Below are 23,146 nucleotides of genomic sequence, written 5' to 3'. Positions count from 1 at the left end.
TTCGCACTTCCCTCACGAAGTGCACACGTTCTCATGGAACGGCGTGCGTCCAGGGAAGCGCAAGCACCGGCTGAAAAGCCTCCAGATCTTCCTATCGGAAGATCGCGCCCCGAAGGGCACGCGACACGCCCGAGCGCGTGGGTGGGGGAGCCGGACACGAACATGATCGGCGAGAAGAGAGACTCACGCGAATGGCGGGACAGAAGATCCGCATCCGACTGAAGTCGTATGACCACGAGGTCATCGACAGCTCGGCGCGCAAGATTGTCGACACGGTGACCCGTGCAGGCGCAACGGTCGTTGGACCGGTGCCGCTGCCGACGGAGAAGAACGTCTTCTGCGTCATCCGGTCGCCGCACAAGTACAAGGACAGCCGCGAGCACTTCGAGATGCGTACGCACAAGCGCCTCATCGACATCGTTGACCCGACGCCGAAGGCGGTGGACTCGCTCATGCGACTCGACCTCCCGGCCGACGTCAACATCGAGATCAAGCTGTAAGCGAGGGTTTGACTCATGACTGCAACCACTGAGCGCCCCGTGAAGGGCCTCCTCGGCGAGAAGCTCGGCATGACCCAGGTCTGGGATGCCGACAACCGCCTCATCCCCGTCACCGTCGTCGCCGTCGGCCCGTGCGTCGTCACGCAGCTGCGCAGCGAAGGCGTCGACGGCTACAACGCGGTTCAGATCGGCTACGGCCAGATCGACCCGCGCAAGGTCACGAAGCCGCTGACCGGCCACTTCGAGAAGGCCGGCGTCACGCCGCGCCGCCACCTGGCCGAACTGCGCACCTCCGACGCCGGCGAATACTCGCTCGGCCAGGAGCTGACGGCAGAGGCTTTCGAGGCCGGCCAGAAGGTCGACGTCGTCGGCCGCACCAAGGGCAAGGGTTTCGCCGGTGTCATGAAGCGTCACGGCTTCGCCGGTGTCTCGGCCTCGCACGGTGCGCACCGCAACCACCGCAAGCCGGGTTCGATCGGTGGCTGCGCCACCCCGGGTCGAGTCTTCAAGGGCATGCGCATGGCCGGTCGCATGGGTGGCGTTCGCCAGACGACCCAGAACCTCCAGATCCACGCCGTGGACGCTGAGAAGGGCCTGCTGCTCATCAAGGGTGCCGTTCCCGGCCCCGCGGGCGCTGTCGTTCTCGTGCGCACGGCCATCAAGGGAGCCTGAGCATGACTACCGTTGACATCCTGAGCCCCGAGGGCAAGACGTCCGGTTCTGTCGAACTGCCGGCCGACATCTTCGATGTCGCCACCAACGTCCCGCTGATCCACCAGGTCGTGGTGGCGCAGCTGGCCGCAGCTCGTCAGGGCACGCACAAGACCAAGACCCGCGGCGAGGTCCGTGGTGGTGGGCGCAAGCCGTACCGCCAGAAGGGCACCGGTCGCGCCCGTCAGGGTTCGACCCGCGCGCCGCAGTTCGCCGGCGGTGGCACCGTCCACGGCCCGCAGCCGCGCGACTACAGCCAGCGCACGCCCAAGAAGATGAAGGCCGCCGCCCTGCGCGGAGCCCTCTCGGACCGCGCCCGTTTCGAGCGCATCCACGTTCTCGAGTCCGTCGTCGCCGGTGACGCGCCGTCGACGAAGGCTGCCGCGAAGTTCCTCGGCACGCTCTCGGACCGCAAGAACCTCCTCGTCGTCATCGACCGCATGGACTTGGTCTCCGAGCTCAGCGTTCGCAACCTGCCGAATGTCCACGTGCTCTGGAGCGACCAGCTCAACACGTACGACGTGCTGTGCGCCGACGACATCGCGTTCACGAAGGCTGCGTTCGACGCATTCGTCGCCGGCGGCCAGAAGTCGGAGGACACCAAGTGAGCACCCTGAACAAGGACCCCCGCGACGTCATCATCCAGCCCGTCGTCTCGGAGAAGTCCTACGCACTCCTCGACGAGGGCAAGTACACGTTCATCGTGGACCCGCGTGCGAACAAGACGGAGATCAAGATCGCCATCGAGCAGATCTTCGACGTCAAGGTCGCATCGGTGCACACGCTGAACCGCAAGGGCAAGACGCGCCGTACGCGTTTCGGCATGGGCAAGCGCAAGGACACCAAGCGCGCCATCGTCTCGCTCACGGAAGGCAACATCGACATCTTCGGTCAGGCCTCCTGACCCTCGATGACGATCGCCGAATCAATCCAAGACTGAGGACGACTTAGACCCATGGCTATTCGCAAGTACAAGCCCACGACCCCCGGTCGTCGTGGCTCGAGTGTGGCCGACTTCGTCGAGATCACTCGCTCCACGCCCGAGAAGTCGCTGGTGCGCCCCCTGACCAAGACCGGTGGCCGCAACGCCTCCGGCCGTATCACGACCCGTCACATCGGTGGTGGCCACAAGCGCGCCTACCGTGTGATCGATTTCCGCCGCGCGGACAAGGACGGCATCCCGGCCAAGGTCGCTCACATCGAGTACGACCCCAACCGCACCGCCCGCATCGCGCTGCTGCACTATGCCGACGGCGAGAAGCGCTACATCATCGCGCCGAACAAGCTGAAGCAGGGCGACCGCATCGAGAACGGCCCCGAGGCCGACATCAAGCCCGGCAACAACCTGCCGATGCGTCACATCCCCGTCGGTACCGTCATCCACTGTGTCGAGCTGCGCCCCGGTGGCGGCGCGAAGATCGCCCGTTCCGCGGGTGTTCGCGTCCAGCTGGTCGCGAAGGACGGCCCCTACGCCCAGCTGCGCATGCCCTCCGGTGAGATCCGCAACGTCGACGTCCGCTGCCGCGCGACGATCGGTGAGGTGGGCAACGCCGAGCAGAGCAACATCAACTGGGGCAAGGCCGGCCGCATGCGCTGGAAGGGCAAGCGCCCGACCGTCCGTGGTGTCGCGATGAACCCGGTGGACCACCCGCACGGTGGTGGTGAGGGCAAGACCTCCGGTGGTCGTAACCCGGTGAGCCCGTGGGGCCAGAAGGAAGGCCGCACCCGCCGCCCGAACAAGGACAGCGACAAGCTCATCGTGCGTCGCCGTCGTACTGGCAAGAAGCGCTGATAGGAGCCTTTCGAAATGCCTCGTAGCCTCAAGAAGGGCCCCTTCGTCGACGAGCACCTCGCGAAGAAGGTCGATGCCCAGAACGAAGCCGGCACGCAGAGCGTCATCAAGACGTGGTCGCGCCGCTCGATGATCACCCCGGACATGCTCGGCCACACCTTGGCCGTCCACGACGGTCGCAAGCACGTTCCGGTCTTCGTGACCGAGAGCATGGTCGGCCACAAGTTGGGTGAGTTCGCTCCCACTCGTACCTTCAAGGGTCACGAGAAGGACGACAAGAAGGGTCGCCGTCGCTGACGCGGCGGGGTAACCCAACATGACGAACGAAAGTAAAGGGACAGCGATGGAAGCCAAGGCGCAGGCGCGGCACGTCCGCGTGACGCCGATGAAGGCCCGCCGCGTCGTGGACATGATCCGTGGCAAGCAGGCCGCTGACGCGATCGCTCTGCTGCAGTTTGCTCCGCAGACTGCCAGCGAGCCCGTTCTCAAGACGCTCAACAGCGCCATTGCGAACGCGCGTTTCACGGCGGACAAGAACTCCGCACCCTTCGACGAGAACGCACTGGTCGTCACGACCGCGTTCGTCGACGAAGGTCCGACCATGAAGCGATTCCGCCCGCGTGCCCAGGGCCGCGCGAGCCGCATCCTCAAGCGCACGAGCCACATCACCATCGTTGTGGGCGAGCGCGACTCGAAGGGAGGTAACCGCTGATGGGTCAGAAGATCAACCCGAACGGTTTCCGCCTCGGCATCACGACCGAGCACAAGAGCCGCTGGTTCGCCGACTCGACGAAGCCGGGCCAGCGCTACAGCGACTACGTCAAGGAAGACGTCGCGATCCGCAAGCTCCTGTCCGAGGGCATGGAGCGTGCCGGTATCGCACGCGTCGACATCGAGCGCACGCGTGACCGTGTTCGCGTCGACATCCACACGGCGCGTCCGGGCATCGTCATCGGCCGCCGCGGCGCCGAGGCCGACCGCCTCCGCTCGCGCCTGGAGAAGCTCACGGGCAAGCAGGTTCAGCTGAACATCCTCGAGGTCAAGAACCCCGAGGCCGACGCTCAGCTCGTCGCGCAGGGCATTGCCGAGCAGCTCTCGGCGCGCGTGTCCTTCCGTCGTGCGATGCGCAAGGGCATCATGTCCGCGCAGCGCGCCGGCGCCAAGGGCATCCGTGTCCAGTGCTCCGGTCGTCTCGGCGGCGCCGAGATGTCGCGCTCGGAGTTCTACCGCGAAGGTCGTGTGCCGCTGCACACGCTGCGCGCCAACATCGACTACGGCTTCTACGAGGCTCGTACGACGTTCGGCCGCATCGGTGTCAAGGTCTGGATCTACAAGGGCGACCTGACGGCCAAGGAGCTCGCTCGTGAGCAGGCCGCCGCCCCGCAGCGTCCGGCCCGTGGCCGCCGCAACGACGGCCCGCGAGGCGACCGTGGTGAGCGCGGTCGCGGCCGTGGCCAGCGCGCCGAGCAGACCGCTGTCACCAGCGAGACGACGACCGAGGTCACCGAGCCCGCCAAGACTGAGGGAGGCGAAGCCTGATGCTCATTCCCCGTCGAGTGAAGCACCGCAAGCAGCACCACCCGAAGCGCAGCGGCACCGCCAAGGGCGGCACGCAGGTCACGTTCGGTGACTACGGCATCCAGGCTCTCGAGCCGGCCTACGTCACGAACCGTCAGATCGAGTCCGCTCGTATCGCGATGACCCGCTACATGAAGCGTGGTGGAAAGGTGTGGATCAACATCTACCCGGACCGTCCGCTGACGAAGAAGCCGGCCGAGACCCGCATGGGTTCCGGTAAGGGTTCGCCGGAGTGGTGGGTCGCCAACGTCAAGCCGGGCCGCGTCATGTTCGAGGTCAACGGTGTGTCCGAAGAGGTTGCGCGCGAGGCCATGCGTCTCGCGATGCACAAGCTGCCGATGAAGTGCCGCTTCGTCGCGCGTGAAGGTGGTGACATCTGATGGCCAAGGGTTCGGAAGACCTGCAGCCGAATGCACTGCGCGAGATGACGGACGAGGTGCTGACGCAGAAGCTCGCAGAGGCGAAGAAGGAACTCTTCAACCTGCGCTTCCAGTCGGCCACCGGCCAGCTCGAGAGCTCGGCCCGTCTGCGTTCCGTTCGCACGGACATCGCGCGCATCTACACGGAGATGCGTGAGCGCGAGCTCAACATCGGCCGTGATGAGAAGGTTGGCTGATCATGACTGACAAGCAGGAGACCGCTGTGACCGAGCAGGCAGAGCGCAACTACCGCAAGACGCGTCAGGGTTACGTCGTCAGCGACAAGATGGACAAGACCGTCGTCGTCGAGGTCGAGGACCGCGTCAAGCACGCCCTGTACGGCAAGGTCATGCGCCGCAGCAGCAAGGTGAAGGCCCACGACGAGAACAACAGCGCCGGCATCGGCGACCGCGTTCTCATCATGGAGACCCGCCCGCTCTCGGCAACGAAGCGTTGGCGCGTCGTCGAGATCCTCGAGCGCGCCAAGTAAGCCGCGAGGCACGCGCGTAGCCGGGAAGTCCACGCCCGTCATCGGTGGGGCGGCGATCTCGTCGTCGCCCCACCGGCGCGGGGGACTCTCCCGGTTTTCGCGTGCGCCGATCGGTGTGAGACCATTAAACGTTCCGCAAGGCTCGCTCAGATCGGGCGAGAACCAGTGAGACGACAGGAGTAGAAACTGTGATTCAGCAGGAGTCGCGACTTCGTGTCGCCGACAACACCGGTGCCAAGGAGATCCTGTGCATCCGCGTGCTCGGCGGTTCTGGCCGCCGGTACGCCGGCATCGGTGACACCATCGTGGCCACCGTCAAGGACGCCATCCCCGGTGGCAATGTCAAGAAGGGTGACGTCGTCAAGGCCGTCATCGTTCGCACCAAGAAGGAGCGCCGTCGTGCAGACGGCTCCTACATCCGCTTCGACGAGAACGCGGCAGTCATCCTCAAGGGTGACGGCGACCCGCGTGGTACGCGCATCTTCGGCCCCGTCGGCCGTGAACTGCGCGACAAGAAGTTCATGAAGATCATTTCGCTTGCCCCGGAGGTGCTCTGAACCATGGTGGCCAAGATGAAGATCAAGAAGAACGACCTCGTCCAGGTCATCAGCGGCCGTTCCGAGAAGAACGGCGGCGACAAGGGCAAGCAGGGCAAGGTCATCGCCGTGTTCCCGGAGACGCAGCGGGTCCTCGTCGAGGGCATCAACCGCGTCACGAAGCACGTCAAGGCCGGTCAGCCCGGTGCCGGCACCGGCGGCCTCACGGTCGTCGAGGCGCCGATCCACGTCTCGAACGTGGCCCTCGTCGACCCGGAGACGAACAAGCCCACCCGTGTGCGCACCCGCGTCGAGCAGGTCGAGCGCGACGGCAAGACCAAGACCGTGCGTACCCGCGTGTCCGTGCGTTCCGGTAAGGACCTGTGATGTCTGAGACCACGAAGACCACCCCGCGTCTGAAGACGCGCTACCAGGACGAGATCAAGGGCCAGCTGCAGGGCGAGTTCAACTTCGCCAACGCGATGCAGGTTCCGGGTGTCGTCAAGGTCGTCGTCAACATGGGTGTCGGCGACGCCGCGAAGGACAGCAAGCTGATCGAGGGCGCCATCCGCGACCTCGAGGCCATCACCGGTCAGAAGCCGGCTGTCACCAAGGCACGCAAGTCGATCGCCCAGTTCAAGCTGCGTGAGGGCATGCCGATCGGCGCGCACGTCACGCTGCGCGGCGACCGCATGTGGGAGTTCCTCGACCGCCTCGTCTCGGTTGCGCTGCCGCGTATCCGCGACTTCCGCGGCCTGTCGCCGAAGCAGTTCGACGGCAACGGCAACTACACGTTCGGTCTGAACGAGCAGTCGATGTTCCACGAGATCGACCAGGACAAGATCGACCGCGTCCGCGGCATGGACATCACCGTCGTGACGACCGCCGCGAACGACGACGAAGGCCGCGCCCTGCTGCGCGCCCTCGGATTCCCGTTCAAGGAGAAGTGACGATGGCGAAGACCGCACTGATCAACAAGGCGAACGCCAAGCCGAAGTTCAAGGTTCGTGGCTACACGCGCTGCCAGCGCTGCGGCCGCCCGCACTCGGTCTACCGCAAGTTCGGCCTGTGCCGCATCTGCTTGCGCGAGATGGCACACGCCGGCGAACTGCCGGGCGTGACCAAGTCCAGCTGGTAAGAACCCACCACTTTCATTAGTTCGTTCTACACCGTAGGTCGACCCAACACACGCGGGTTGAAACCCCGGTGAGGAAGGGCGGAGAAGCCCAATGACCATGACCGACCCGATCGCGGACATGTTGACGCGAGTCCGGAACGCCAACTCGGCGCACCACGACTCGACGTCCATGCCGTTCTCGAAGCTGAAGTCCCACATCGCTGAGATTCTCGAACGCGAGGGTTACATCGCCGGCTGGACCGTCGAAGAAGCCCGCGTCGGCCAGACGCTCACGATCAACCTGAAGTACGGCCCGAACCGTGAGCGCTCCATCGCCGGAGTGCGCCGCGTCTCGAAGCCCGGCCTTCGCGTCTACGCCAAGTCCACCAACCTCCCCAAGGTTCTCGGTGGCCTCGGCATTGCCATTCTTTCCACGTCCTCCGGTCTGCTCACCGACAAGCAGGCGGCGGCCAAGGGTGTTGGCGGGGAAGTCCTCGCCTACGTCTGGTAATCAGGAATTAGGAGGAGAAACAGATGTCACGTATTGGACGTCTCCCGGTTCCTGTCCCGTCCGGTGTCGAGGTGACCATCGACGGCCAGGACGTCACGGTTAAGGGCCCCAAGGGCAGCCTTGACCTGACGGTTCCCGCGCCGATCACCGTCGCCAAGGGCGAGGACGGATCCGTCGAGGTGACGCGACCCAACGACGAGCGCGACGCTCGCGCCCGTCACGGACTGACGCGGAGCCTGATCAACAACATGGTCGTCGGTGTCACCGACGGCTACACCAAGAAGCTCGAGATCCACGGCACGGGTTACCGCGTCACGGCGAAGGGCAGCGACCTCGAGTTCGCGCTCGGCTACTCGCACCCGATCCTCGTGAAGGCCCCCGAGGGCATCACGTTCGTCGTCGAGAACCCGACCCGCTTCTCGGTCTCCGGTATCGACAAGCAGCTCGTCGGTGAGGTCTCGGCCAACATCCGCAAGCTGCGCAAGCCCGACCCGTACAAGGCGAAGGGTGTCCGCTACGAAGGCGAGCACATCCGCCGCAAGGTCGGAAAGGCTGGTAAGTAAGCCATGGCAAAGATCGTCAAGCGTTCGACGAGCAAGTCCGCAGCTCGCGGCCGTCGTCACCTGCGCCTGCGCAAGAAGGTCACGGGGACCGCGGTTCGCCCGCGCCTGGTCGTCTCGCGTTCCAGCCGTCACGTCTTCGTCCAGGTCGTCGACGACACGGTCGGCAAGACCGTCGCGTCCGCGTCCACCATGGAAGCCGACCTGCGCACGTTCGAGGGTGACAAGTCCGCCAAGGCGCGCAAGGTCGGCGAACTCGTGGCCGAGCGTGCGAAGGCCCAGGGCATCGAGGCAGTCGTGTTCGACCGTGGCGGCAACCGCTACGCCGGCCGCGTCGCCGCGATCGCCGACGGCGCCCGCGAAGGTGGCCTGAGCCTGTGATGACCAACCAGAACAACGCCGAGAAGAGGAATGTCTGATGGCTGGACCCCAGCGTCGAGGCGCCGGTACCGCCCAGACGGGCGGCGAGCGCGACAACAACCAGCGTGACAACCGCCGCGATGGCGGTCGTCGTGACGGCGGCCGCGGCCGCGGTCGCGAGGAAGAGCGCAACCAGTACGTCGAGAACGTCGTCACCATCAACCGTGTCGCCAAGGTCGTCAAGGGTGGTCGTCGCTTCAGCTTCACCGCCCTCGTCGTCGTCGGTGACGGTGACGGCACCGTCGGTGTCGGCTACGGCAAGGCCAAGGAAGTTCCCGCGGCCATCGCCAAGGGTGTCGAGGAGGCGAAGAAGAACTTCTTCCGCGTCCCCCGCATCCAGGGCACGATCCCGCACCCCGTTCAGGGTGAGGCTGCGGCGGGCGTCGTCCTGCTGAAGCCGGCATCGCCCGGTACCGGTGTCATCGCCGGTGGTCCGGTACGCGCCGTCCTCGAGTGCGCGGGCATCCACGACGTGCTGTCGAAGTCCCTGGGCTCCGACAACTCGATCAACATCGTCCACGCGACGGTCGCGGCCCTCAAGGGTCTCGAGCGTCCGGAGGCCGTGGCCGCTCGCCGTGGCCTGCCGATCGACGACGTCGTCCCCGCTGCGATGCAGCACGCGATGGCCGAGAAGGCAGGTGCGTGATGGCTCAGCTCAAGGTGACCCAGATCCGTTCCGAGATCGGTGGCAAGCCGCAGCACCGTGAGACCCTGCGTTCGCTGGGCCTCAAGCGCATCGGCCACACGGTCGTCAAGGAGGACCGCCCCGAGTTTCGGGGCATGGTCCGCGCGGTCGCGCACCTCGTGACCGTCGAGGAGGTTGACTGAAAATGCCTGACACCAAGGCCAACGGGTCGGCCCTGAAGATCCACAACCTGCGTCCCGCCCCGGGTGCCAAGACCGCGAAGACCCGTGTGGGTCGCGGTGAGGGCTCCAAGGGCAAGACCGCGGGTCGTGGTACCAAGGGTACGAAGGCTCGCTACCAGGTTCCCGCTCGCTTCGAGGGTGGTCAGACGCCACTGCACATGCGTCTGCCCAAGCTCCGAGGCTTCAAGAACCCGTTCAAGGTCGAGTACCAGGTCGTGAACCTGGACAAGATCTCCACCTTGTTCCCCGAGGGCGGCGACGTCGACGTCGCGGCGCTGGTGGAGAAGGGTGCCGTCCGCAGGGGCCAGCCCGTCAAGGTGCTCGGCACCGGCGACATCACCGTCAAGGTGAACGTCACGGCGCAGAAGTTCTCGGCCACGGCCAAGGACAAGATCGAGGCCGCAGGCGGTTCCGTCACCGCTGAGTGACGCGTCTGAGACAGGACCCCGCCGGGGTGCCACGATGTGGTGCTCCCGGCGGGGTTCTTTCGTCGTCGGGGCGCGGGGGAGGGTATCGTCTATTCGTTGACGGTGGTCGCCCGCGTCGGGTGCGACGCCGTCGTCGGGGCCACCCGGCAAGCCCTTTACGTATTCAGCCGTGACGCGTCACGGCTCAGGAGGTTTTTGTGCTGACCAGTTTTGGACGCGCCTTCCGGACGCCCGAACTGCGCAACAAGATCCTGTTCACGCTGGCCATCATGGCGTTGTTCCGGCTCGGTTCGCACATTCCGACACCGGGGATCAGCTTCGATCTCGTGGCCAAGTGTCAGGCCGCGGCCGGTGGTTCGAACAGCCTCCTCGGGCTCGCGAACCTGTTCTCGGGTGGCGCGCTGCTCCAGCTGTCGATCTTCGCGCTCGGCATCATGCCCTACATCACCGCGTCGATCATCATCCAGTTGTTGACGGTCGTCATCCCGCGTTTCGAGACCCTCAAGAAGGAGGGCCAGAGCGGGCAGGCGAAGATGACGCAGTACACCCGCTATCTCGCGATCGCGCTAGCGCTCCTGCAGAGTTCGACGCTCATCACTGCCGCTCGCAGCCCGTGGACGATTCTCGGTGGTAGCCCGACCACGTGTTCGACGATCATGACGGACGACTCGATCCCGACCGTCCTGCTCATGATTCTGACCCTGACGGCCGGCACCGGCCTCATCATGTGGCTCGGTGAGCAGGTGACGGAACGGGGTATCGGCAACGGTATGTCGCTGCTCATCCTGACCGCCGTTGCCGCTCGCGTGCCCCAGAGTCTGTGGGCGATCCACAACCAGGGCTGGGGGCGTTTCATCGCCGTGGTCATCATGTGCTTGGCCGTGACGACCGCCGTCGTTTTCGTGGAGAACAGCCAGCGACGCATCCCCGTCCAATACGCGAAGCGCATGGTCGGACGTCGCTCCTACGGCGGGACGACGACGTACATCCCGCTGAAGGTCAACATGGCCAACGTCATCCCGATCATCTTCGCGACGTCCTTGCTCTCCCTGCCCGTAATGGTTTCGCAGTTCGCGGCGAACAAGACGAATCCGCCCGGGTGGGCGCAGTGGATCAACACCTACCTGGCGCGCGGCGACCACCCCGTCTACATGGCGATCTACACGGTCCTGATCCTGTTCTTCACGTTCTTCTACGTGTCGATCACCTACCAGCCCGACGAGGTGGCGGACAACCTCAAGCAGGCCGGCAGCTTCATTCCGGGCGTTCGCGCCGGCTCCGCGACGGCCAAGTACCTCAACTACGTCCTGACGCGCATCACCACCGTCGGCGCGATCTACATCGCGTTCCTCGCGCTGCTACCCCTGATCGCGCTGGCGCTCTTCGACGCGAACCAGAACGTTCCGTTCGGTGGCGCGTCCATCCTCATCCTCGTCGGCGTGGGTCTGGAGACCGTCAAGCAGGTCGACTCCAAGCTGCAACAGCACAACTACGAAGGGTTCTTGCGGTAATGCGACTCATCATTCTCGGACCCCCCGGGGCAGGCAAGGGAACGCAGGCGGAACGTCTGGCCCAAAGCCGGGGCATCCCGCACATCTCGACCGGCGATATCTTCCGCGCCAACATCAAGAACGAGACCGAGCTCGGCCTCAAGGTCAAGGACATCCTGGCCTCCGGTGGGTACGTCACGGACGAGATCACGAACGAGATCGTCAAGAACCGCCTCGACGAGAAGGACGCCGCGAACGGCTTCCTGCTCGACGGATACCCGCGCACCGCGGGCCAGGTCGTCGCGCTCGAGGAGATGCTCGCGGCGAAGGGCCAGGCCCTCGACGCGGCCCTGGAACTCACCGTCGATGGCGAGGAGCTCGTGCAGCGCCTGCTCAAGCGCGCCGAGACGTCGGGCCGTGCGGACGACACCGAAGAGGTCATCCGCGAGCGTCAGGAGCTCTACGTGCGCGAGACGGCGCCGCTGGCCGCCGCCTACACCGAGCGTGGCCTCCTCGTCCAGGTCGACGGCATGGGCTCGATCGACGAGGTCGAGGCGCGGATCGGCGCGGCACTCGACGAGGTCGCGGCGAAGAACTGATGTTCGGACGCACCCGACTGGATCTCAAGTCGAGTGACGACATCCGCGCGATGCGCCGGGCCGGTCTCGTGACCGGCTCGGCGCTTCGCGCGTCGGCACTCGGAACGCGCGCGGGCATGACGACGAAGGACGTCGACGCCATCGCCCACGCCCACATGCTCGAACGCGGTGCGACGCCGTCGTTCCTCGGGTACAACGGCTTTCCCGCGACGCTGTGCATCTCCGTCAACGACGAGGTGGTCCATGGCATCCCGGGGGAGCGCGTGCTGCAAGACGGCGACGTCGTCTCGCTCGACTGCGGAGCGATCGTCGACGGGTGGCACGGCGACTCGGCGTTGACGTTCGTCGTCGGGGCGGCGAGGGACGACGCGAGCTCGGCGCAGCGCGTGGCGGCGCGTCACGCGGGTGATGAGCCGGCGATCAGACGAGAGGGTGTCGTGGCGTGGGCGCAGGGCGACCCGCGCCGCGCTCTCGTGCTCGCGACCGAGGCGTCGATGTGGGCCGGCATCGAGGCGCTTCAGGTGGGCGAGCGCCTCAACGACGTCGGTGAGGGCGTACAAGACCTGCTCGAGGAGTTCAACGCTCCGGAGCGCCTCGCGGGGTTGCCGCCGGAGATGCCCAGCTTCGAGATCGTCGACGGCTACACGGGCCACGGTGTGGGTCGTGAGTTGCACCAAGATCCAACGGTCTACAACGAGTACGTCAACGAGCGGCTCCCCAAGGTGAAGCCTGGTCTCGTCGTCGCCGTCGAGCCGATGGTCACGCTCGGCACGTACGAGACGCATGAGCTCGACGATGGCTGGACCGTCAAGACCGACGACGGCTCCCTCGCCGCGCACTTCGAGCACACCGTGGCGGTGACGGAGAAGGGCCTGTGGGTGCTGACGGCGCAGGACGGCGGACGTTCGCGTCTCGAGCCGCTCGGGTTGTACGGCGGCCTGGACGACTGAGGGCCCACGCGGACGCGACGCCGTCCGGGTCCCCCAACGCTCGAGCCCCTCTCATCGGAACGGAGGCGGGTCGATGCGATTTGGGGAAGCCGAGCGCGTCTCGTAGACTGAGGGACGGTCTGTCGTGGTATGTGGCGCTCAGCGTCACGCGACCGGGCAGGCCGGCCAACAGATTCCGTCCATCCGGGACGGTTTCGTGCAGCGAAATGCGGAGGCTATGGCCAAGAAGGACGGTGTCATCGAGATCGAGGGCACGATCGTCGAGGCTCTCCCGAACGCGATGTTCCGGGTCGAGCTCACGAACGGTCACAAGGTTCTCGCTCACATCTCGGGCAAGATGCGTCAGCACTACATCCGGATCCTCCCCGAGGACCGGGTCGTCGTCGAGCTCTCGCCCTATGACCTGACCCGCGGCCGTATCGTCTTCCGTTACCGCTGATTCAACCCAGTTCTCGCTCCCCGCGCTGCGTCCGCATGGTCGCAGCGTGTCGGTGTGTCGAGAGCGCGATCGACAAGACAGCAGGCAGATGAAGGTTCAGCCGAGCGTCAAGAAGATCTGTGACAAGTGCAAGGTGATTCGCCGCAACGGCCGAGTCATGGTGATCTGCGAGAACCTGCGCCACAAGCAGCGCCAGGGCTGATCCACCGAGCACCAGCTCACAGCGTCTTCGCCAGGACGCAACACATGAAAACTGCAGCACCCGGCCCCACTGGGCTCTGACGAGGATCCGACAGAATGAATCGTCGAGATCTCTCAGAGCGATCTGATCCAGAGACACGCCAGTGGACGTCACCCTCGGCGCGGAGGCCGAGGACCCGCGAGTCCCACCGCTCATCACGAGCATCGAGGCTCACGCCATAGCGGGAACGGTGCTGCCCCAGACCTCCGCTCATGATCAGGAGAACACATGGCACGTCTCATCGGTGTCGACCTGCCGCGCGAGAAGCGCGTCGAGGTCGGCCTCACCTACATCTTCGGCGTCGGGCGTACCCGTGCCCAGGAGACGCTGGCCGCGACCGGCGTCAACCCGGACACGCGCGTCCGCGACCTCACCGAGGAAGAACTCGTCAAGCTGCGTGACCACCTCGAGGCAAGCTTCCGCCTCGAAGGTGACCTGCGCCGTGAGATCGCCGCCGACATCCGCCGCAAGGTGGAGATCGGAAGCTACGAGGGTCTGCGCCACCGCCGTGGCCTGCCCGTGCACGGTCAGCGCACCAAGACGAACGCTCGTACCCGCAAGGGCCCGAAGCGCACCGTGGCCGGCAAGAAGAAGGCCAAGTGAGTCGAGCAGCTTCGGCTGATCACGACTACTTCCTCAACTGAGCGTCGAAACAGGAGATTCGAACTATGCCTCCCAAGAGCCGTATGGCCGCGGGCGCCAAGAAGGTGCGCCGCAAGGAGAAGAAGAACGTTGCTGCGGGCCAGGCCCACATCAAGAGCACGTTCAACAACACCATCGTTTCCATCACGGACCCCACCGGTGCCGTGATCTCGTGGGCGTCCGCCGGCCAGGTCGGCTTCAAGGGCTCCCGCAAGTCGACCCCCTACGCAGCGCAGATGGCCGCCGAGGCCGCTGCGCGTCGTGCCATGGACCACGGCATGCGCAAGGTCGATGTCTTCGTCAAGGGCCCGGGTTCCGGTCGTGAGACCGCCATCCGCTCGCTCACCGCGACCGGCCTCGAGGTCGGCGCGATCAGCGATGTCACGCCCACGCCGCACAACGGCGTCCGCCCGCCCAAGCGTCGCCGCGTCTGATCACCCAGACACCGCGAACGAAGACGAACTAGGAGACACCCCACATGGCCCGTTACACCGGCCCGATCACCAAGAAGTCGCGTCGACTCAAGACCGACCTCGTCGGTGGTGACAAGAACTTCGAGATGCGCCCCTTCCCGCCCGGCCAGCACGGCCGCGGTCGAATCCAGGAGAAGGAGTACCTCCACCAGCTGCAGGAGAAGCAGAAGGCCCGCTTCACCTACGGCGTCATGGAGAAGCAGTTCGTCCGGTACTACAAGGAGGCGGCGCGCCGCCCCGGCAAGACCGGTGAGAACCTGCTCATCATCCTCGAGTCCCGCCTGGACAACGTCATCTACCGCGCCGGCCTCGCCCGCACGCGTCGCGCTGCTCGCCAGCTCGTCACGCACGGTCACTTCGAGGTCAACGGCGTGCGCGTCGACGTCCCGTCCTACCGCGTCGAGCAGTACGACATCATCACGGTCCGTGAGAAGTCGCGCGAGGCGTTCCCGATCCAGCTCGCTCGCGAGACGTTCGGCGAGCGTCCCGTTCCGGCGTGGCTGCACGTCGTCCCGGGCACGCTGCAGGTGCTGATCCACCAGCTCCCGACGCGCGAGCAGATCGACAGCCAGCTCACCGAGCAGCTCATCGTCGAGCTCTACTCGAAGAACTGATCCGAGCTTCGCATCGGAAGGTGGCGCTTCGCGCCGCGTGAGGCGCCACCTTCCACCTGCCGGTCCGAGAGACAGAGCTCGCACCGGCGCAGGACTCGATTCCTGCTCGTTCACCCGGCGTCAAATAGTGGTCGCCGTAGGAAAGGACAACGAGAGTGCTCATCGCACAGCGCCCCACGCTCTCCGAGGACGTGGTTTCCGAGAGCCGTTCGCGGTTCGTCATCGAGCCCCTGGAGCCGGGTTTCGGCTACACGCTCGGCAACTCGCTCCGCCGCACCCTGCTCTCGAGCATCCCGGGTGCCGCCGTCACCAGCATCCGCATCGACGGCGTCCAGCACGAGTTCTCGACGATCCCCGGTGTCAAGGAAGACGTCACCGAGGTCATCCTCAACATCAAGGGTCTGGTCGTCTCCTCGGAGCACGACGAGCCCGTCGTGATGTACCTGCGCAAGCAGGGCGCGGGTGTCGTCACCGCTGCTGACATCGCGCCCCCGGCCGGTGTCGAGGTGCACAACCCCGACCTCGAGATCGCGACGCTGAACGACAAGGGCAGCATCGAGATGGAGCTGACGGTCGAGCGCGGCCGCGGCTACGTCTCGGCGGCGCTGAACAAGTCGGCGGAGCAGGAGATCGGCCGCATCCCGGTCGACTCCATCTACTCGCCGGTGCTGGCCGTGACCTACAAGGTCGAGGCCACGCGTGTCGAGCAGCGCACCGACTTCGACAAGCTCATCGTCGACGTCGAGACGAAGAACTCGATGGCCCCGCGTGACGCCATGGCTTCGGCCGGCTCCACGCTCGTCGAGCTGTTCGGTCTCGCGCGCGAGCTCAACGTCGAGGCCGAGGGCATCGACATGGGTCCGTCCCCGACCGACGCAGCGCTCGCCGAGGACCTCGCTCTGCCGATCGAGGACCTCGACCTCACCGTCCGCTCCTACAACTGCCTCAAGCGCGAGGGCATCCACACCGTGGGTGAGCTCGTGTCCCGCAGCGAGGCCGACCTGCTCGACATTCGCAACTTCGGTTCGAAGTCGATCCACGAGGTCGCCGACAAGCTGCGCGACATGGGCCTTCAGCTGAAGGACAGCCCGCCCGGGTTCGACGCCAGCGTCATCGCCGACCGCTACGACGAGGACGCCGACGGCGCGGACCTCGCCGAGGACGAGCAGTACTGAGCAGCTTTTCGGTACAGCGGTGAGCCTGCTCGCTGAGTTGAGCATTCTCGCAGCTGACCGGTAGACCAAGGAGAAAACATGCCTACCCCCACGAAGGGCGCCCGCGTCGGCGGCAGCCCGTCGCACGAGCGGCTGATCATGGCCAACATGGCCACTCAGCTGTTCACCCACGACCGCGTCACGACGACGGAGGCGAAGGCCAAGCGCCTGCGTCCGTACGCCGAGCGCCTCATCTCGTTCGGCAAGCGCGGCGACCTCGCCTCGCGTCGACGCGTGATGCGCAAGATCTCGGACAAGTCGGCCGTGCACCGTCTCTTCACGGAGATCGCACCCGACATGGCCGAGCGTCCCGGCGGCTACACGCGCATCACCAAGATCGCGCCGCGCAAGGGCGACAACGCCCCCATGGTCGTCATCGAACTGGTTCGCGAGGCCTACTCCGCGAAGCAGTCGACGGTCAAGGAGGCCGAGGCCGCCACGAAGCGCGCGGTCAAGGAAGACGCTGCGGCCGCTCCGGCAGCGGACGTCACGCCCGAGACCCCTGCCGCGACGGAGACGTCCGGCGGTGCCTCGAAGGCTGACGGCGACGCCTGATCGACCTGTCACGCACGATGCCCGCTTCCCCCTCAGGGGAGGCGGGCATCGTCGCGTCCGTGGTCGAGTTCGCGGGATAAGTTGGGCGGCATGCGTTTCAGGATCGACTTCGCCTACGACGGCACCGACTTCTCGGGGTGGGCCCGCCAGCCCGGACGTCGCACTGTCGAGGAAGAACTGACGGGTGCGCTCACGCGCGTCCTGCGCCGCGACGACGTCCGGCTGACGGTGGCCGGGCGCACCGACGCCGGCGTCCACGCGCGCGGTGGGGTGTGCCACGGCGACATCGACGCCGACGCGTGGGCTGCGCTGCCGGGGCGAAGCGAGCGTGCGCCCGCGCAGGCGCTCGTCACGCGCCTCAACGGCGTCCTGGCGGGGGACGTCGTCGTCAAGGCCGCCAGTGAGCAGCCCGCGAGTTTCGATTCTCGCTTCTCGGCGCTGAAGCGCCGCTACAGCTATCGCCTGCTCGACGATGCGGCGCGCCTCGACCCGCTTCGCCGGCGCGACACCGTCGTCGTCAAGCGAAACCTGGACGTCGACGCGATGAACGCCGCGTCGGCCCTGCTCGTCGGGTTGCACGACTTCGCGGCCTACTGCAAGCCCCGCGAGGGTGCGACGACGATCCGCACGCTGCTCGACTACGCGTGGACGCGCGAGGCGGACGGCGTGCTCACCGCGCGGTTGGAGGCCGACGCGTTCTGCCACTCGATGGTGCGGGCCCTCATCGGCGGCGTCGTGCCGGTGGGGGAGGGGCGTCGCCCGATCGACTGGCCCGCGCAGGTACTGACTGCGGGGCGACGCGACCCGGGCGTCGTCGTCATGCCGCCGCACGGGCTGTGCCTCGAGGAGGTCAGCTACCCGAGTCCCGATCAGTTCGCGGCGCGCGATGCGGCGTCGCGCGTCATGCGTTCGGCGGCTGACCTCGATGGGGCAACCTGAGCCCATCGCGACCGCTGCCTCGACGTCAGCGCGGTGAATACGAGCGGAGTGGCCGGACGCGAGTGTCAGGACGCGTGGATTCGGCCCGTTCGCTCGCATTCATCGGCCGGTCATGGAGCTCGCCTGGGCCGGTGCTCACGTGACGTTCGGCAACGGCAGCGGGACGACGGTGACGGCGACCCGTCGCGCACCCGGGGTGCCTGCGCCGGCTCGGCGATACCGCGCAAGAAGCGCCTCCATCTCGGAGCGCAGAGCGCTCATCTGCTCCTCGCTCACGAGGACGGGGGAGTCGAACGCGCGGCACTCGTCCTGCCACACGTAGGGCCAGGCGTCCTGCTCGTCGACCCAGGCGTGGGCGCGCTCACTGACGTGCGTGATGAAGTCGTGCTCAAGCCAGCGCGCGTCTTCGGCGTCGGCGTCGTCGAGGAACTCGAGGGCATCGCCGGCGTTCGCGTCATCGGTGTCGTCCGATTCGTCGACGAGAGCCCAGACGCGCGTCTTGGCGTTGCCGAGCCCGGTGTCCTCGACCAGGCCTGCGCTCTCGAGCACGCGCACGTGGTAGCTCGTCGCCCCGGTGTGCGTGCCGAGGGCTCGGGCCAGTTCGGCAGACGTCGAACCGCCGTGCAGACGCAGGTGCGCGAGGATGCGCGAACGCATCGGATGGGCGATGACGCGGTAGGGGTCGCTGCCCGCGGCCGTGTTCATGGCCCGAGGCTACCGGAGTCGATGGCGCGACGACGGAGGCGCCCATTTTGCACAATTGTTGTGCGATCGACCCGGAGGGCGTCGATCAACGGGTGTGGCGATCCGTGAAAGACATTGCGGCGCAAGGGGATACGTCATGACTGCACGATTTCGACCGGGTGTGCATCTGCCGTAGACTGGATGACTGTTGCTTCGTCGCAGCTGGTCGCATGCGGGCTGTCGCCCGGGCGGTGACCGCGCACGAAGTGGCCGCCCATCGTCAACGACAGAACGAAGGGAACGACCGTGCGTACGTTCACCCCCAACCAGGAGTCGTCTCAGGCTGACCGCACCTGGCACGTCATCGACGCCACCGACGTCGTTCTGGGTCGCCTCGCGTCCCAGACTGCATCGCTGCTGCGTGGCAAGCACAAGCCCACGTTTGCGCCGCACATCGACACCGGTGACTTCGTCATCATCATCAACGCCGACAAGGTCGCCCTCACCGGCGCCAAGCTCGAGAAGAAGAAGGCCTACCGTCACTCGGGCTTCCCCGGCGGTCTGACCTCGACCTCCTACACGGAGCTCATGGCGAAGGACCCGGAGAAGGCCGTCGAGAAGGCCGTCCGAGGCATGCTGCCCAAGACGAAGCTGGGCCGCGCCCAGATCGCCAAGCTCAAGGTGTACCGCGGTGCCGAGCACCCGCACGCCGCGCAGCAGCCCAAGCCGTTCGAGATCACCCAGGTCGCGCAGTAATCGCGCGCGCTGCTGAATTCTTAGGAGAACCGTGGCAGACCAGAACGTTGAGCTCGACGTCCTCGAGACGGACGAGCCGCAGCTGACCGAATACACGAGCGAGTCGACCGGCCCCGTCGGCGAGAACGGCGAGGTTCGTCGCCCGTCCGCTTCCGCGCCCGGCGCCGCGACCGGCCGCCGCAAGCAGGCCATCGCCCGCGTCCGCATCGTCCCCGGTACGGGCGAGTGGAAGATCAACGGCCGCACCCTCGAGGAGTACTTCCCGAACAAGGTGCACCAGCAGATCGTCAACGAGCCCCTCACGGTGCTCGAGCTGGACGGTGCGTACGACGTCCTCGTGCGCGTGCACGGCGGTGGCCCCTCGGGCCAGGCCGGTGCCGTTCGCCTCGGCGTCGCCCGTTCGCTGAACGGCGTCGACGAAGAGCTGAACCGTCCGATCCTCAAGAAGGCCGGCTTCCTCACGCGTGACGCACGCGTTCCGGAGCGCAAGAAGGCCGGCCTCAAGAAGGCCCGCAAGGCGTCGCAGTTCAGCAAGCGCTGATCCACGCGCTGCACTGCTCGAATCGCTCCGTATCCGGCCCATGCGCCGGGTGCGGAGCGATTCGCGTACCGCCGCGTATTGTGGAGAGAGATTCCGAAGACCTCAGGAGGGGCACATGGGCCGCATGTTCGGCACTGACGGTGTGCGTGGCGTCGCCAACCAGGACGTCACGGCAGAGCTCGCACTCGGGCTGTCCGTCGCAGCAGCACGGGTACTCGTCGAGGCCGGGGAGGTCTCGGCCGATCACGAGCGTCCTGTCGCCGTCGTCGGACGCGACCCGCGCGCGTCGGGGGAGTTCCTCGGTGCGGCCACCGTCGCCGGGCTCGCGAGCGCGGGCGTCGACGTCTACGACGCGGGCGTGCTGCCGACGCCGGCCATCGCCTACCTGACGGCGACGATGAACGCCGACCTCGGCGCGATGCTGTCGGCCTCGCACAACGCGATGCCAGACAACGGCATCAAGTTCTTCAGCCGCGGCGGCCACAAGCTGCCCGACGCGCTCGAGGACGCGATCGAGGCGCACCTGCACGAGGAGTACGAGCGTCCGACGGGTGCGTCGGTCGGTCGTGTGCATCCCTACGCCGAGGGCGGTGAGAAGTACATCGGTCACCTGCTCGGCGCGCTTCCGCACCGCCTCGAGGGCCTCAAGATCGTCGTCGACTGCGCGCACGGCGCGGCCTCCGTCGTCGGGCCCGAGGTGTTCCGCCGCGCGGGCGCGGACGTCGTCGTCATCGGTGCGACGCCGGACGGGCTCAACATCAACGACGGCTACGGCTCGACGCACCTGGAGAAGCTGCAGGAAGCGGTCGTCGCGAATGGAGCCGACTTCGGTGTGGCCTTCGACGGTGACGCGGACCGCTGCCTTGCCGTCGACGGAACGGGTGAGGTGGTCGACGGTGACCAGATCATGGCGATCCTCGCGCTCGACCTCAAGGAGCGCGGCGTGCTCGCCGAGGACACGCTCGTCGCGACGGTCATGAGCAACCTCGGCATGATCAAGGCGATGGAGCGCGAGGGCATCGCCGTCAAGCAGACCGGTGTCGGCGACCGCTACGTGCTCGAGGAGATGCGCCGCGGGTCGTACTCGCTCGGGGGCGAGCAGTCCGGGCACGTCATCGCACTCGACCACGGCACGACCGGTGACGGCGTGCTCACGGGCCTGCTCCTTGCTGCCCGCGTGGCCTCGAGTGGGCGCTCGCTCGCCCAGCTCGGCGCCGTCATGCAGCGGATGCCGCAGAAGCTCATCAACGTCAAGGGCGTCGACAAGTCGGCCGTCGATTCGCACGACGGCGTCCAGGCCGCTGTGCGCGCCGCCGAGAGCGACCTCGCCGGCGCCGGGCGCGTGCTGCTGCGCAAGTCGGGCACCGAACCGGTCGTGCGCGTCATGGTCGAGGCCGACACCGCCGAACGCGCGCAGGCCGTCGCGACGCACCTCGCCGACGTCGTCAAGCGCGAGCTGTCGATCGACTGAACTGCCGGCTGCGCGCTTTCGTCATGCGCCCAGATGCACCCGGGTGCATCTGGGCGCAGTCGTGTGCCTCCCAGTCTGTGGTGGCCCGGCGAGCTGTCGACGGGAGCTGACGGACAGCGCCGACGGCCGTCACGCGTGCGGGGTGTGTCACAGTGGCAGGCATGAGCCTGCCAGCCGCCCAGCCGAGTCGACGCAGCGACGTCGAGCCGTTCCACGTCATGGAGGTGCTCGCCGCGGCAGCGGAACGTCAGCGTACGCACGGCGACGTCATCAGCCTGTGCGCCGGCCAGCCCTCGACGGGCGCGCCGCGCGCAGCCCGGGAGGCGGCTGCCGCGGCGATCGAGGCCGATGCGCTCGGGTACACCGAGACGGTCGGCATCCGGCCGCTGCGTGAGGCGATCGCCGCGTATCACCGCGACCTCGGCGTCGACGACGTGAGTGCTGACGACGTCATCGTCACGACCGGGTCGTCGGGCGCGTTCACGCTGCTGTTCCTCGCTGCGTTCGACGGCGGCGACGAGGTGTGGATGACCCGCCCAGGCTACCCCGCCTACCGCAACACGCTGCGGGCGCTGGGGACGTCCGTCGTGGAGCTCGCGTGCGGCGCCGAGGTGCGCTACCAACCCACCGTCGCGATGCTCGAGGCGGAACGTGTCGCGCGCGGCGCCGCGCCGAAGGGGCTCGTCGTCGCGAGCCCCGCCAACCCGACGGGCACGATCATCGACGCGGACGAACTCGCAGCCATCGCGCGCTGGTGCGACGCGCACGGCGTGCTGCTCGTCAGCGACGAGATCTACCACGGCATCTCGTTCGGGCGCGCGACGTCGAGCGCGTGGCAGACGTCGCGCCAGGGCGCCGTCATCGGTTCGGTGTCGAAGTTCTTCTCGATGACGGGTTGGCGCGTCGGGTGGATGCTCGTGCCCGCGCACCTGCGCCGACGCGTCGCCATTCTCGCCTCGAATCTCACGATCTGCCCGCCGGCCGTGTCACAGCATGCGGCGCTCGCGGCCCTCGGCGAGGCGGCACGCGGTGAGCTGGAGGAGCACGTCGAGACGTACCGGCGCAATCGTGAGTTGGTGCAGCGGCGCCTTCCCGAGATCGGGGTGACGACCTACGCGCCACCGGACGGCGCGTTCTACGCCTGGTGCGACGTCGCGCACCTCACCGACGACTCCGCACGCTGGTGCGCCGACGTGCTCGCCGCGACGGGCGTCGCCATCACCCCCGGGATCGACTTCGACCCCGTCGACGGGCACCGGTTCATGCGGATGAGCCTCGCTGTCGCGAGCGATGAGCTCGACGAGGCGTTCGACCGGATGGTGAGGTTCGTCGGTAGCTCGTCATGACGCTGTGACGTCCTGCGGTGCACCAGTCGTGCCGGCTACGTCAGACGGCGCCGGTCGCTCGGGCCCTACTGTTCGTGGGATGCACGTCGGCGCGTCAGGAACCCCCTGGTCTCCTGACGCGCCGCCGCGAGTCGTTGGGCTCAGATGAGCCCGAGTGCGCGGGCGGCGGCGCGCGGGCGCGGGGGCGCGGCGGCGCGCGCGGGGGGGGGGGGGCGGGGGGACGCGGGGGTGGGGGGGGGGGGGGCGCTCCGCCCGGCGCGCGG

General features: G+C 67.0%; 37 protein-coding genes. 36 read left to right on the top strand and 1 reads right to left on the bottom strand.

Annotated features, from left to right (window positions below):
- The first annotated feature begins 191 nt into the window (after positions 1-191).
- The 32 genes from rpsJ (at position 192) to truA (ending at position 18,085) form a co-directional block, all read left to right on the top strand.
- On the top strand, positions 192-500 hold the full coding sequence (gene rpsJ, locus NQ706_RS05460) for a 30S ribosomal protein S10 (RefSeq protein WP_006946210.1): 309 nt from the start codon (positions 192-194) through the stop codon (positions 498-500).
- A gap of 15 nt (positions 501-515) precedes the next feature.
- Positions 516-1,172: a 50S ribosomal protein L3 gene (gene rplC, locus NQ706_RS05455; RefSeq protein ID WP_038567101.1), complete on the top strand. Its 657-nt coding sequence runs from the start codon at positions 516-518 to the stop codon at positions 1,170-1,172.
- A 2-nt stretch (positions 1,173-1,174) separates the two neighbouring features.
- Positions 1,175-1,819 carry a 50S ribosomal protein L4 gene (gene rplD / locus NQ706_RS05450; protein ID WP_038567103.1) on the top strand — a complete coding sequence of 215 codons (645 nt, stop codon included), beginning with the start codon at positions 1,175-1,177 and terminating at the stop codon, positions 1,817-1,819.
- Positions 1,816-2,115 carry a 50S ribosomal protein L23 gene (gene rplW / locus NQ706_RS05445; protein WP_006946188.1) on the top strand — a complete coding sequence of 100 codons (300 nt, stop codon included), beginning with the start codon at positions 1,816-1,818 and terminating at the stop codon, positions 2,113-2,115. Before rplD ends, rplW begins: the two co-directional genes overlap by 4 nt.
- 51 nt (positions 2,116-2,166) lie before the next feature.
- Positions 2,167-3,003, top strand: a complete 837-nt coding sequence (gene rplB, locus NQ706_RS05440) for a 50S ribosomal protein L2 (protein ID WP_038567105.1) — start codon at positions 2,167-2,169, stop codon at positions 3,001-3,003.
- 15 nt (positions 3,004-3,018) lie between these two features.
- The gene (gene rpsS / locus NQ706_RS05435; protein WP_006946113.1) at positions 3,019-3,300 is read left to right on the top strand and encodes a 30S ribosomal protein S19; all 282 of its coding nucleotides are present in this window, start codon (positions 3,019-3,021) and stop codon (positions 3,298-3,300) included.
- 46 nt (positions 3,301-3,346) lie between these two features.
- Complete coding sequence (gene rplV / locus NQ706_RS05430) at positions 3,347-3,715, top strand: 50S ribosomal protein L22 (protein WP_006946292.1); 369 nt, start codon at positions 3,347-3,349, stop codon at positions 3,713-3,715.
- Positions 3,715-4,542, top strand: a complete 828-nt coding sequence (gene rpsC / locus NQ706_RS05425; RefSeq protein ID WP_006946142.1) for a 30S ribosomal protein S3 — start codon at positions 3,715-3,717, stop codon at positions 4,540-4,542. Before rplV ends, rpsC begins: the two co-directional genes overlap by 1 nt.
- The gene (rplP, locus tag NQ706_RS05420; protein ID WP_006946267.1) at positions 4,542-4,961 is read left to right on the top strand and encodes a 50S ribosomal protein L16; all 420 of its coding nucleotides are present in this window, start codon (positions 4,542-4,544) and stop codon (positions 4,959-4,961) included. The genes rpsC and rplP overlap by 1 nt, the downstream gene beginning before the upstream one ends.
- Positions 4,961-5,197, top strand: coding sequence for a 50S ribosomal protein L29 (rpmC, locus tag NQ706_RS05415; protein WP_038567107.1), 237 nt, complete (start codon positions 4,961-4,963; stop codon positions 5,195-5,197). Before rplP ends, rpmC begins: the two co-directional genes overlap by 1 nt.
- A gap of 2 nt (positions 5,198-5,199) precedes the next feature.
- Entirely contained in the window at positions 5,200-5,490 is a 291-nt protein-coding gene (gene rpsQ, locus NQ706_RS05410; protein ID WP_038567110.1) for a 30S ribosomal protein S17, read from the top strand.
- Between the two features lie 188 nt (positions 5,491-5,678).
- Positions 5,679-6,047: a 50S ribosomal protein L14 gene (gene rplN, locus NQ706_RS05405; RefSeq protein WP_006946197.1), complete on the top strand. Its 369-nt coding sequence runs from the start codon at positions 5,679-5,681 to the stop codon at positions 6,045-6,047.
- 3 nt (positions 6,048-6,050) lie between these two features.
- Positions 6,051-6,413, top strand: a complete 363-nt coding sequence (gene rplX / locus NQ706_RS05400) for a 50S ribosomal protein L24 (protein WP_006946282.1) — start codon at positions 6,051-6,053, stop codon at positions 6,411-6,413.
- The gene (gene rplE, locus NQ706_RS05395) at positions 6,413-6,976 is read left to right on the top strand and encodes a 50S ribosomal protein L5 (protein WP_006946222.1); all 564 of its coding nucleotides are present in this window, start codon (positions 6,413-6,415) and stop codon (positions 6,974-6,976) included. Before rplX ends, rplE begins: the two co-directional genes overlap by 1 nt.
- A 2-nt stretch (positions 6,977-6,978) precedes the next feature.
- Complete coding sequence (locus NQ706_RS05390; RefSeq protein WP_006946078.1) at positions 6,979-7,164, top strand: type Z 30S ribosomal protein S14; 186 nt, start codon at positions 6,979-6,981, stop codon at positions 7,162-7,164.
- Between the two features lie 91 nt (positions 7,165-7,255).
- Positions 7,256-7,654 (top strand): 30S ribosomal protein S8, encoded by a 399-nt coding sequence (gene rpsH, locus NQ706_RS05385; protein ID WP_006946236.1) that lies wholly within the window; start codon positions 7,256-7,258, stop codon positions 7,652-7,654.
- A gap of 23 nt (positions 7,655-7,677) precedes the next feature.
- Complete coding sequence (gene rplF / locus NQ706_RS05380) at positions 7,678-8,217, top strand: 50S ribosomal protein L6 (RefSeq protein ID WP_006946061.1); 540 nt, start codon at positions 7,678-7,680, stop codon at positions 8,215-8,217.
- A 3-nt stretch (positions 8,218-8,220) separates the two neighbouring features.
- The gene (gene rplR / locus NQ706_RS05375) at positions 8,221-8,595 is read left to right on the top strand and encodes a 50S ribosomal protein L18 (RefSeq protein WP_006946162.1); all 375 of its coding nucleotides are present in this window, start codon (positions 8,221-8,223) and stop codon (positions 8,593-8,595) included.
- A 37-nt stretch (positions 8,596-8,632) separates the two neighbouring features.
- Positions 8,633-9,280, top strand: coding sequence for a 30S ribosomal protein S5 (rpsE, locus tag NQ706_RS05370; protein WP_006946277.1), 648 nt, complete (start codon positions 8,633-8,635; stop codon positions 9,278-9,280).
- A complete protein-coding gene (gene rpmD, locus NQ706_RS05365; RefSeq protein ID WP_038567114.1) occupies positions 9,280-9,462 on the top strand; it encodes a 50S ribosomal protein L30 in 183 nt (60 codons plus the stop codon). Before rpsE ends, rpmD begins: the two co-directional genes overlap by 1 nt.
- Positions 9,463-9,464: 2 nt before the next feature.
- Positions 9,465-9,929: a 50S ribosomal protein L15 gene (gene rplO / locus NQ706_RS05360; protein WP_038567116.1), complete on the top strand. Its 465-nt coding sequence runs from the start codon at positions 9,465-9,467 to the stop codon at positions 9,927-9,929.
- 197 nt (positions 9,930-10,126) lie between these two features.
- Entirely contained in the window at positions 10,127-11,440 is a 1,314-nt protein-coding gene (gene secY / locus NQ706_RS05355; RefSeq protein WP_006946158.1) for a preprotein translocase subunit SecY, read from the top strand.
- The gene (locus NQ706_RS05350; protein WP_038567119.1) at positions 11,440-12,018 is read left to right on the top strand and encodes an adenylate kinase; all 579 of its coding nucleotides are present in this window, start codon (positions 11,440-11,442) and stop codon (positions 12,016-12,018) included. Before secY ends, NQ706_RS05350 begins: the two co-directional genes overlap by 1 nt.
- Positions 12,018-12,968: a M24 family metallopeptidase gene (locus NQ706_RS05345; protein ID WP_038567122.1), complete on the top strand. Its 951-nt coding sequence runs from the start codon at positions 12,018-12,020 to the stop codon at positions 12,966-12,968. Before NQ706_RS05350 ends, NQ706_RS05345 begins: the two co-directional genes overlap by 1 nt.
- Before the next feature lie 217 nt (positions 12,969-13,185).
- On the top strand, positions 13,186-13,407 hold the full coding sequence (infA, locus tag NQ706_RS05340; protein ID WP_006946284.1) for a translation initiation factor IF-1: 222 nt from the start codon (positions 13,186-13,188) through the stop codon (positions 13,405-13,407).
- 88 nt (positions 13,408-13,495) lie between these two features.
- Positions 13,496-13,609: a 50S ribosomal protein L36 gene (gene rpmJ / locus NQ706_RS05335; RefSeq protein ID WP_006592630.1), complete on the top strand. Its 114-nt coding sequence runs from the start codon at positions 13,496-13,498 to the stop codon at positions 13,607-13,609.
- Between the two features lie 267 nt (positions 13,610-13,876).
- The gene (gene rpsM / locus NQ706_RS05330) at positions 13,877-14,251 is read left to right on the top strand and encodes a 30S ribosomal protein S13 (RefSeq protein ID WP_006946278.1); all 375 of its coding nucleotides are present in this window, start codon (positions 13,877-13,879) and stop codon (positions 14,249-14,251) included.
- 65 nt (positions 14,252-14,316) lie between these two features.
- Entirely contained in the window at positions 14,317-14,724 is a 408-nt protein-coding gene (gene rpsK, locus NQ706_RS05325; protein ID WP_006946182.1) for a 30S ribosomal protein S11, read from the top strand.
- Positions 14,725-14,768: 44 nt separating this feature from the next.
- Positions 14,769-15,377 (top strand): 30S ribosomal protein S4, encoded by a 609-nt coding sequence (gene rpsD / locus NQ706_RS05320; RefSeq protein WP_006946058.1) that lies wholly within the window; start codon positions 14,769-14,771, stop codon positions 15,375-15,377.
- A gap of 155 nt (positions 15,378-15,532) precedes the next feature.
- The gene (locus tag NQ706_RS05315; RefSeq protein WP_006946192.1) at positions 15,533-16,552 is read left to right on the top strand and encodes a DNA-directed RNA polymerase subunit alpha; all 1,020 of its coding nucleotides are present in this window, start codon (positions 15,533-15,535) and stop codon (positions 16,550-16,552) included.
- A 78-nt stretch (positions 16,553-16,630) separates the two neighbouring features.
- On the top strand, positions 16,631-17,146 hold the full coding sequence (gene rplQ / locus NQ706_RS05310; RefSeq protein ID WP_038567125.1) for a 50S ribosomal protein L17: 516 nt from the start codon (positions 16,631-16,633) through the stop codon (positions 17,144-17,146).
- A gap of 90 nt (positions 17,147-17,236) precedes the next feature.
- A complete protein-coding gene (truA, locus tag NQ706_RS05305; RefSeq protein ID WP_038567128.1) occupies positions 17,237-18,085 on the top strand; it encodes a tRNA pseudouridine(38-40) synthase TruA in 849 nt (282 codons plus the stop codon).
- Between the two features lie 135 nt (positions 18,086-18,220).
- Here the strand turns inward: truA and NQ706_RS05300 are convergent, their stop codons facing one another.
- Complete coding sequence (locus NQ706_RS05300; RefSeq protein WP_038567131.1) at positions 18,221-18,790, bottom strand: helix-turn-helix domain-containing protein; 570 nt, start codon at positions 18,788-18,790, stop codon at positions 18,221-18,223.
- Between the two features lie 285 nt (positions 18,791-19,075).
- Between NQ706_RS05300 and rplM the strand changes: the two genes are divergently transcribed.
- The 4 genes from rplM (at position 19,076) to NQ706_RS05280 (ending at position 22,883) form a co-directional block, all read left to right on the top strand.
- Positions 19,076-19,525 (top strand): 50S ribosomal protein L13, encoded by a 450-nt coding sequence (rplM, locus tag NQ706_RS05295; RefSeq protein WP_404360525.1) that lies wholly within the window; start codon positions 19,076-19,078, stop codon positions 19,523-19,525.
- Positions 19,526-19,556: 31 nt separating this feature from the next.
- Positions 19,557-20,066, top strand: a complete 510-nt coding sequence (rpsI, locus tag NQ706_RS05290) for a 30S ribosomal protein S9 (RefSeq protein ID WP_006946115.1) — start codon at positions 19,557-19,559, stop codon at positions 20,064-20,066.
- 115 nt (positions 20,067-20,181) lie between these two features.
- Positions 20,182-21,537, top strand: a complete 1,356-nt coding sequence (gene glmM / locus NQ706_RS05285) for a phosphoglucosamine mutase (RefSeq protein ID WP_038567134.1) — start codon at positions 20,182-20,184, stop codon at positions 21,535-21,537.
- A gap of 161 nt (positions 21,538-21,698) precedes the next feature.
- On the top strand, positions 21,699-22,883 hold the full coding sequence (locus NQ706_RS05280; protein WP_038567136.1) for an aminotransferase class I/II-fold pyridoxal phosphate-dependent enzyme: 1,185 nt from the start codon (positions 21,699-21,701) through the stop codon (positions 22,881-22,883).
- The last annotated feature ends 263 nt before the right edge of the window (positions 22,884-23,146 follow it).

It is taken from the genome of Dermacoccus sp. BD5, assembly GCF_044878485.1.
GTDB lineage: Bacteria > Actinomycetota > Actinomycetes > Actinomycetales > Dermatophilaceae > Dermacoccus > Dermacoccus nishinomiyaensis.
This window is presented reverse-complemented; position numbering and strand designations above follow the sequence as displayed.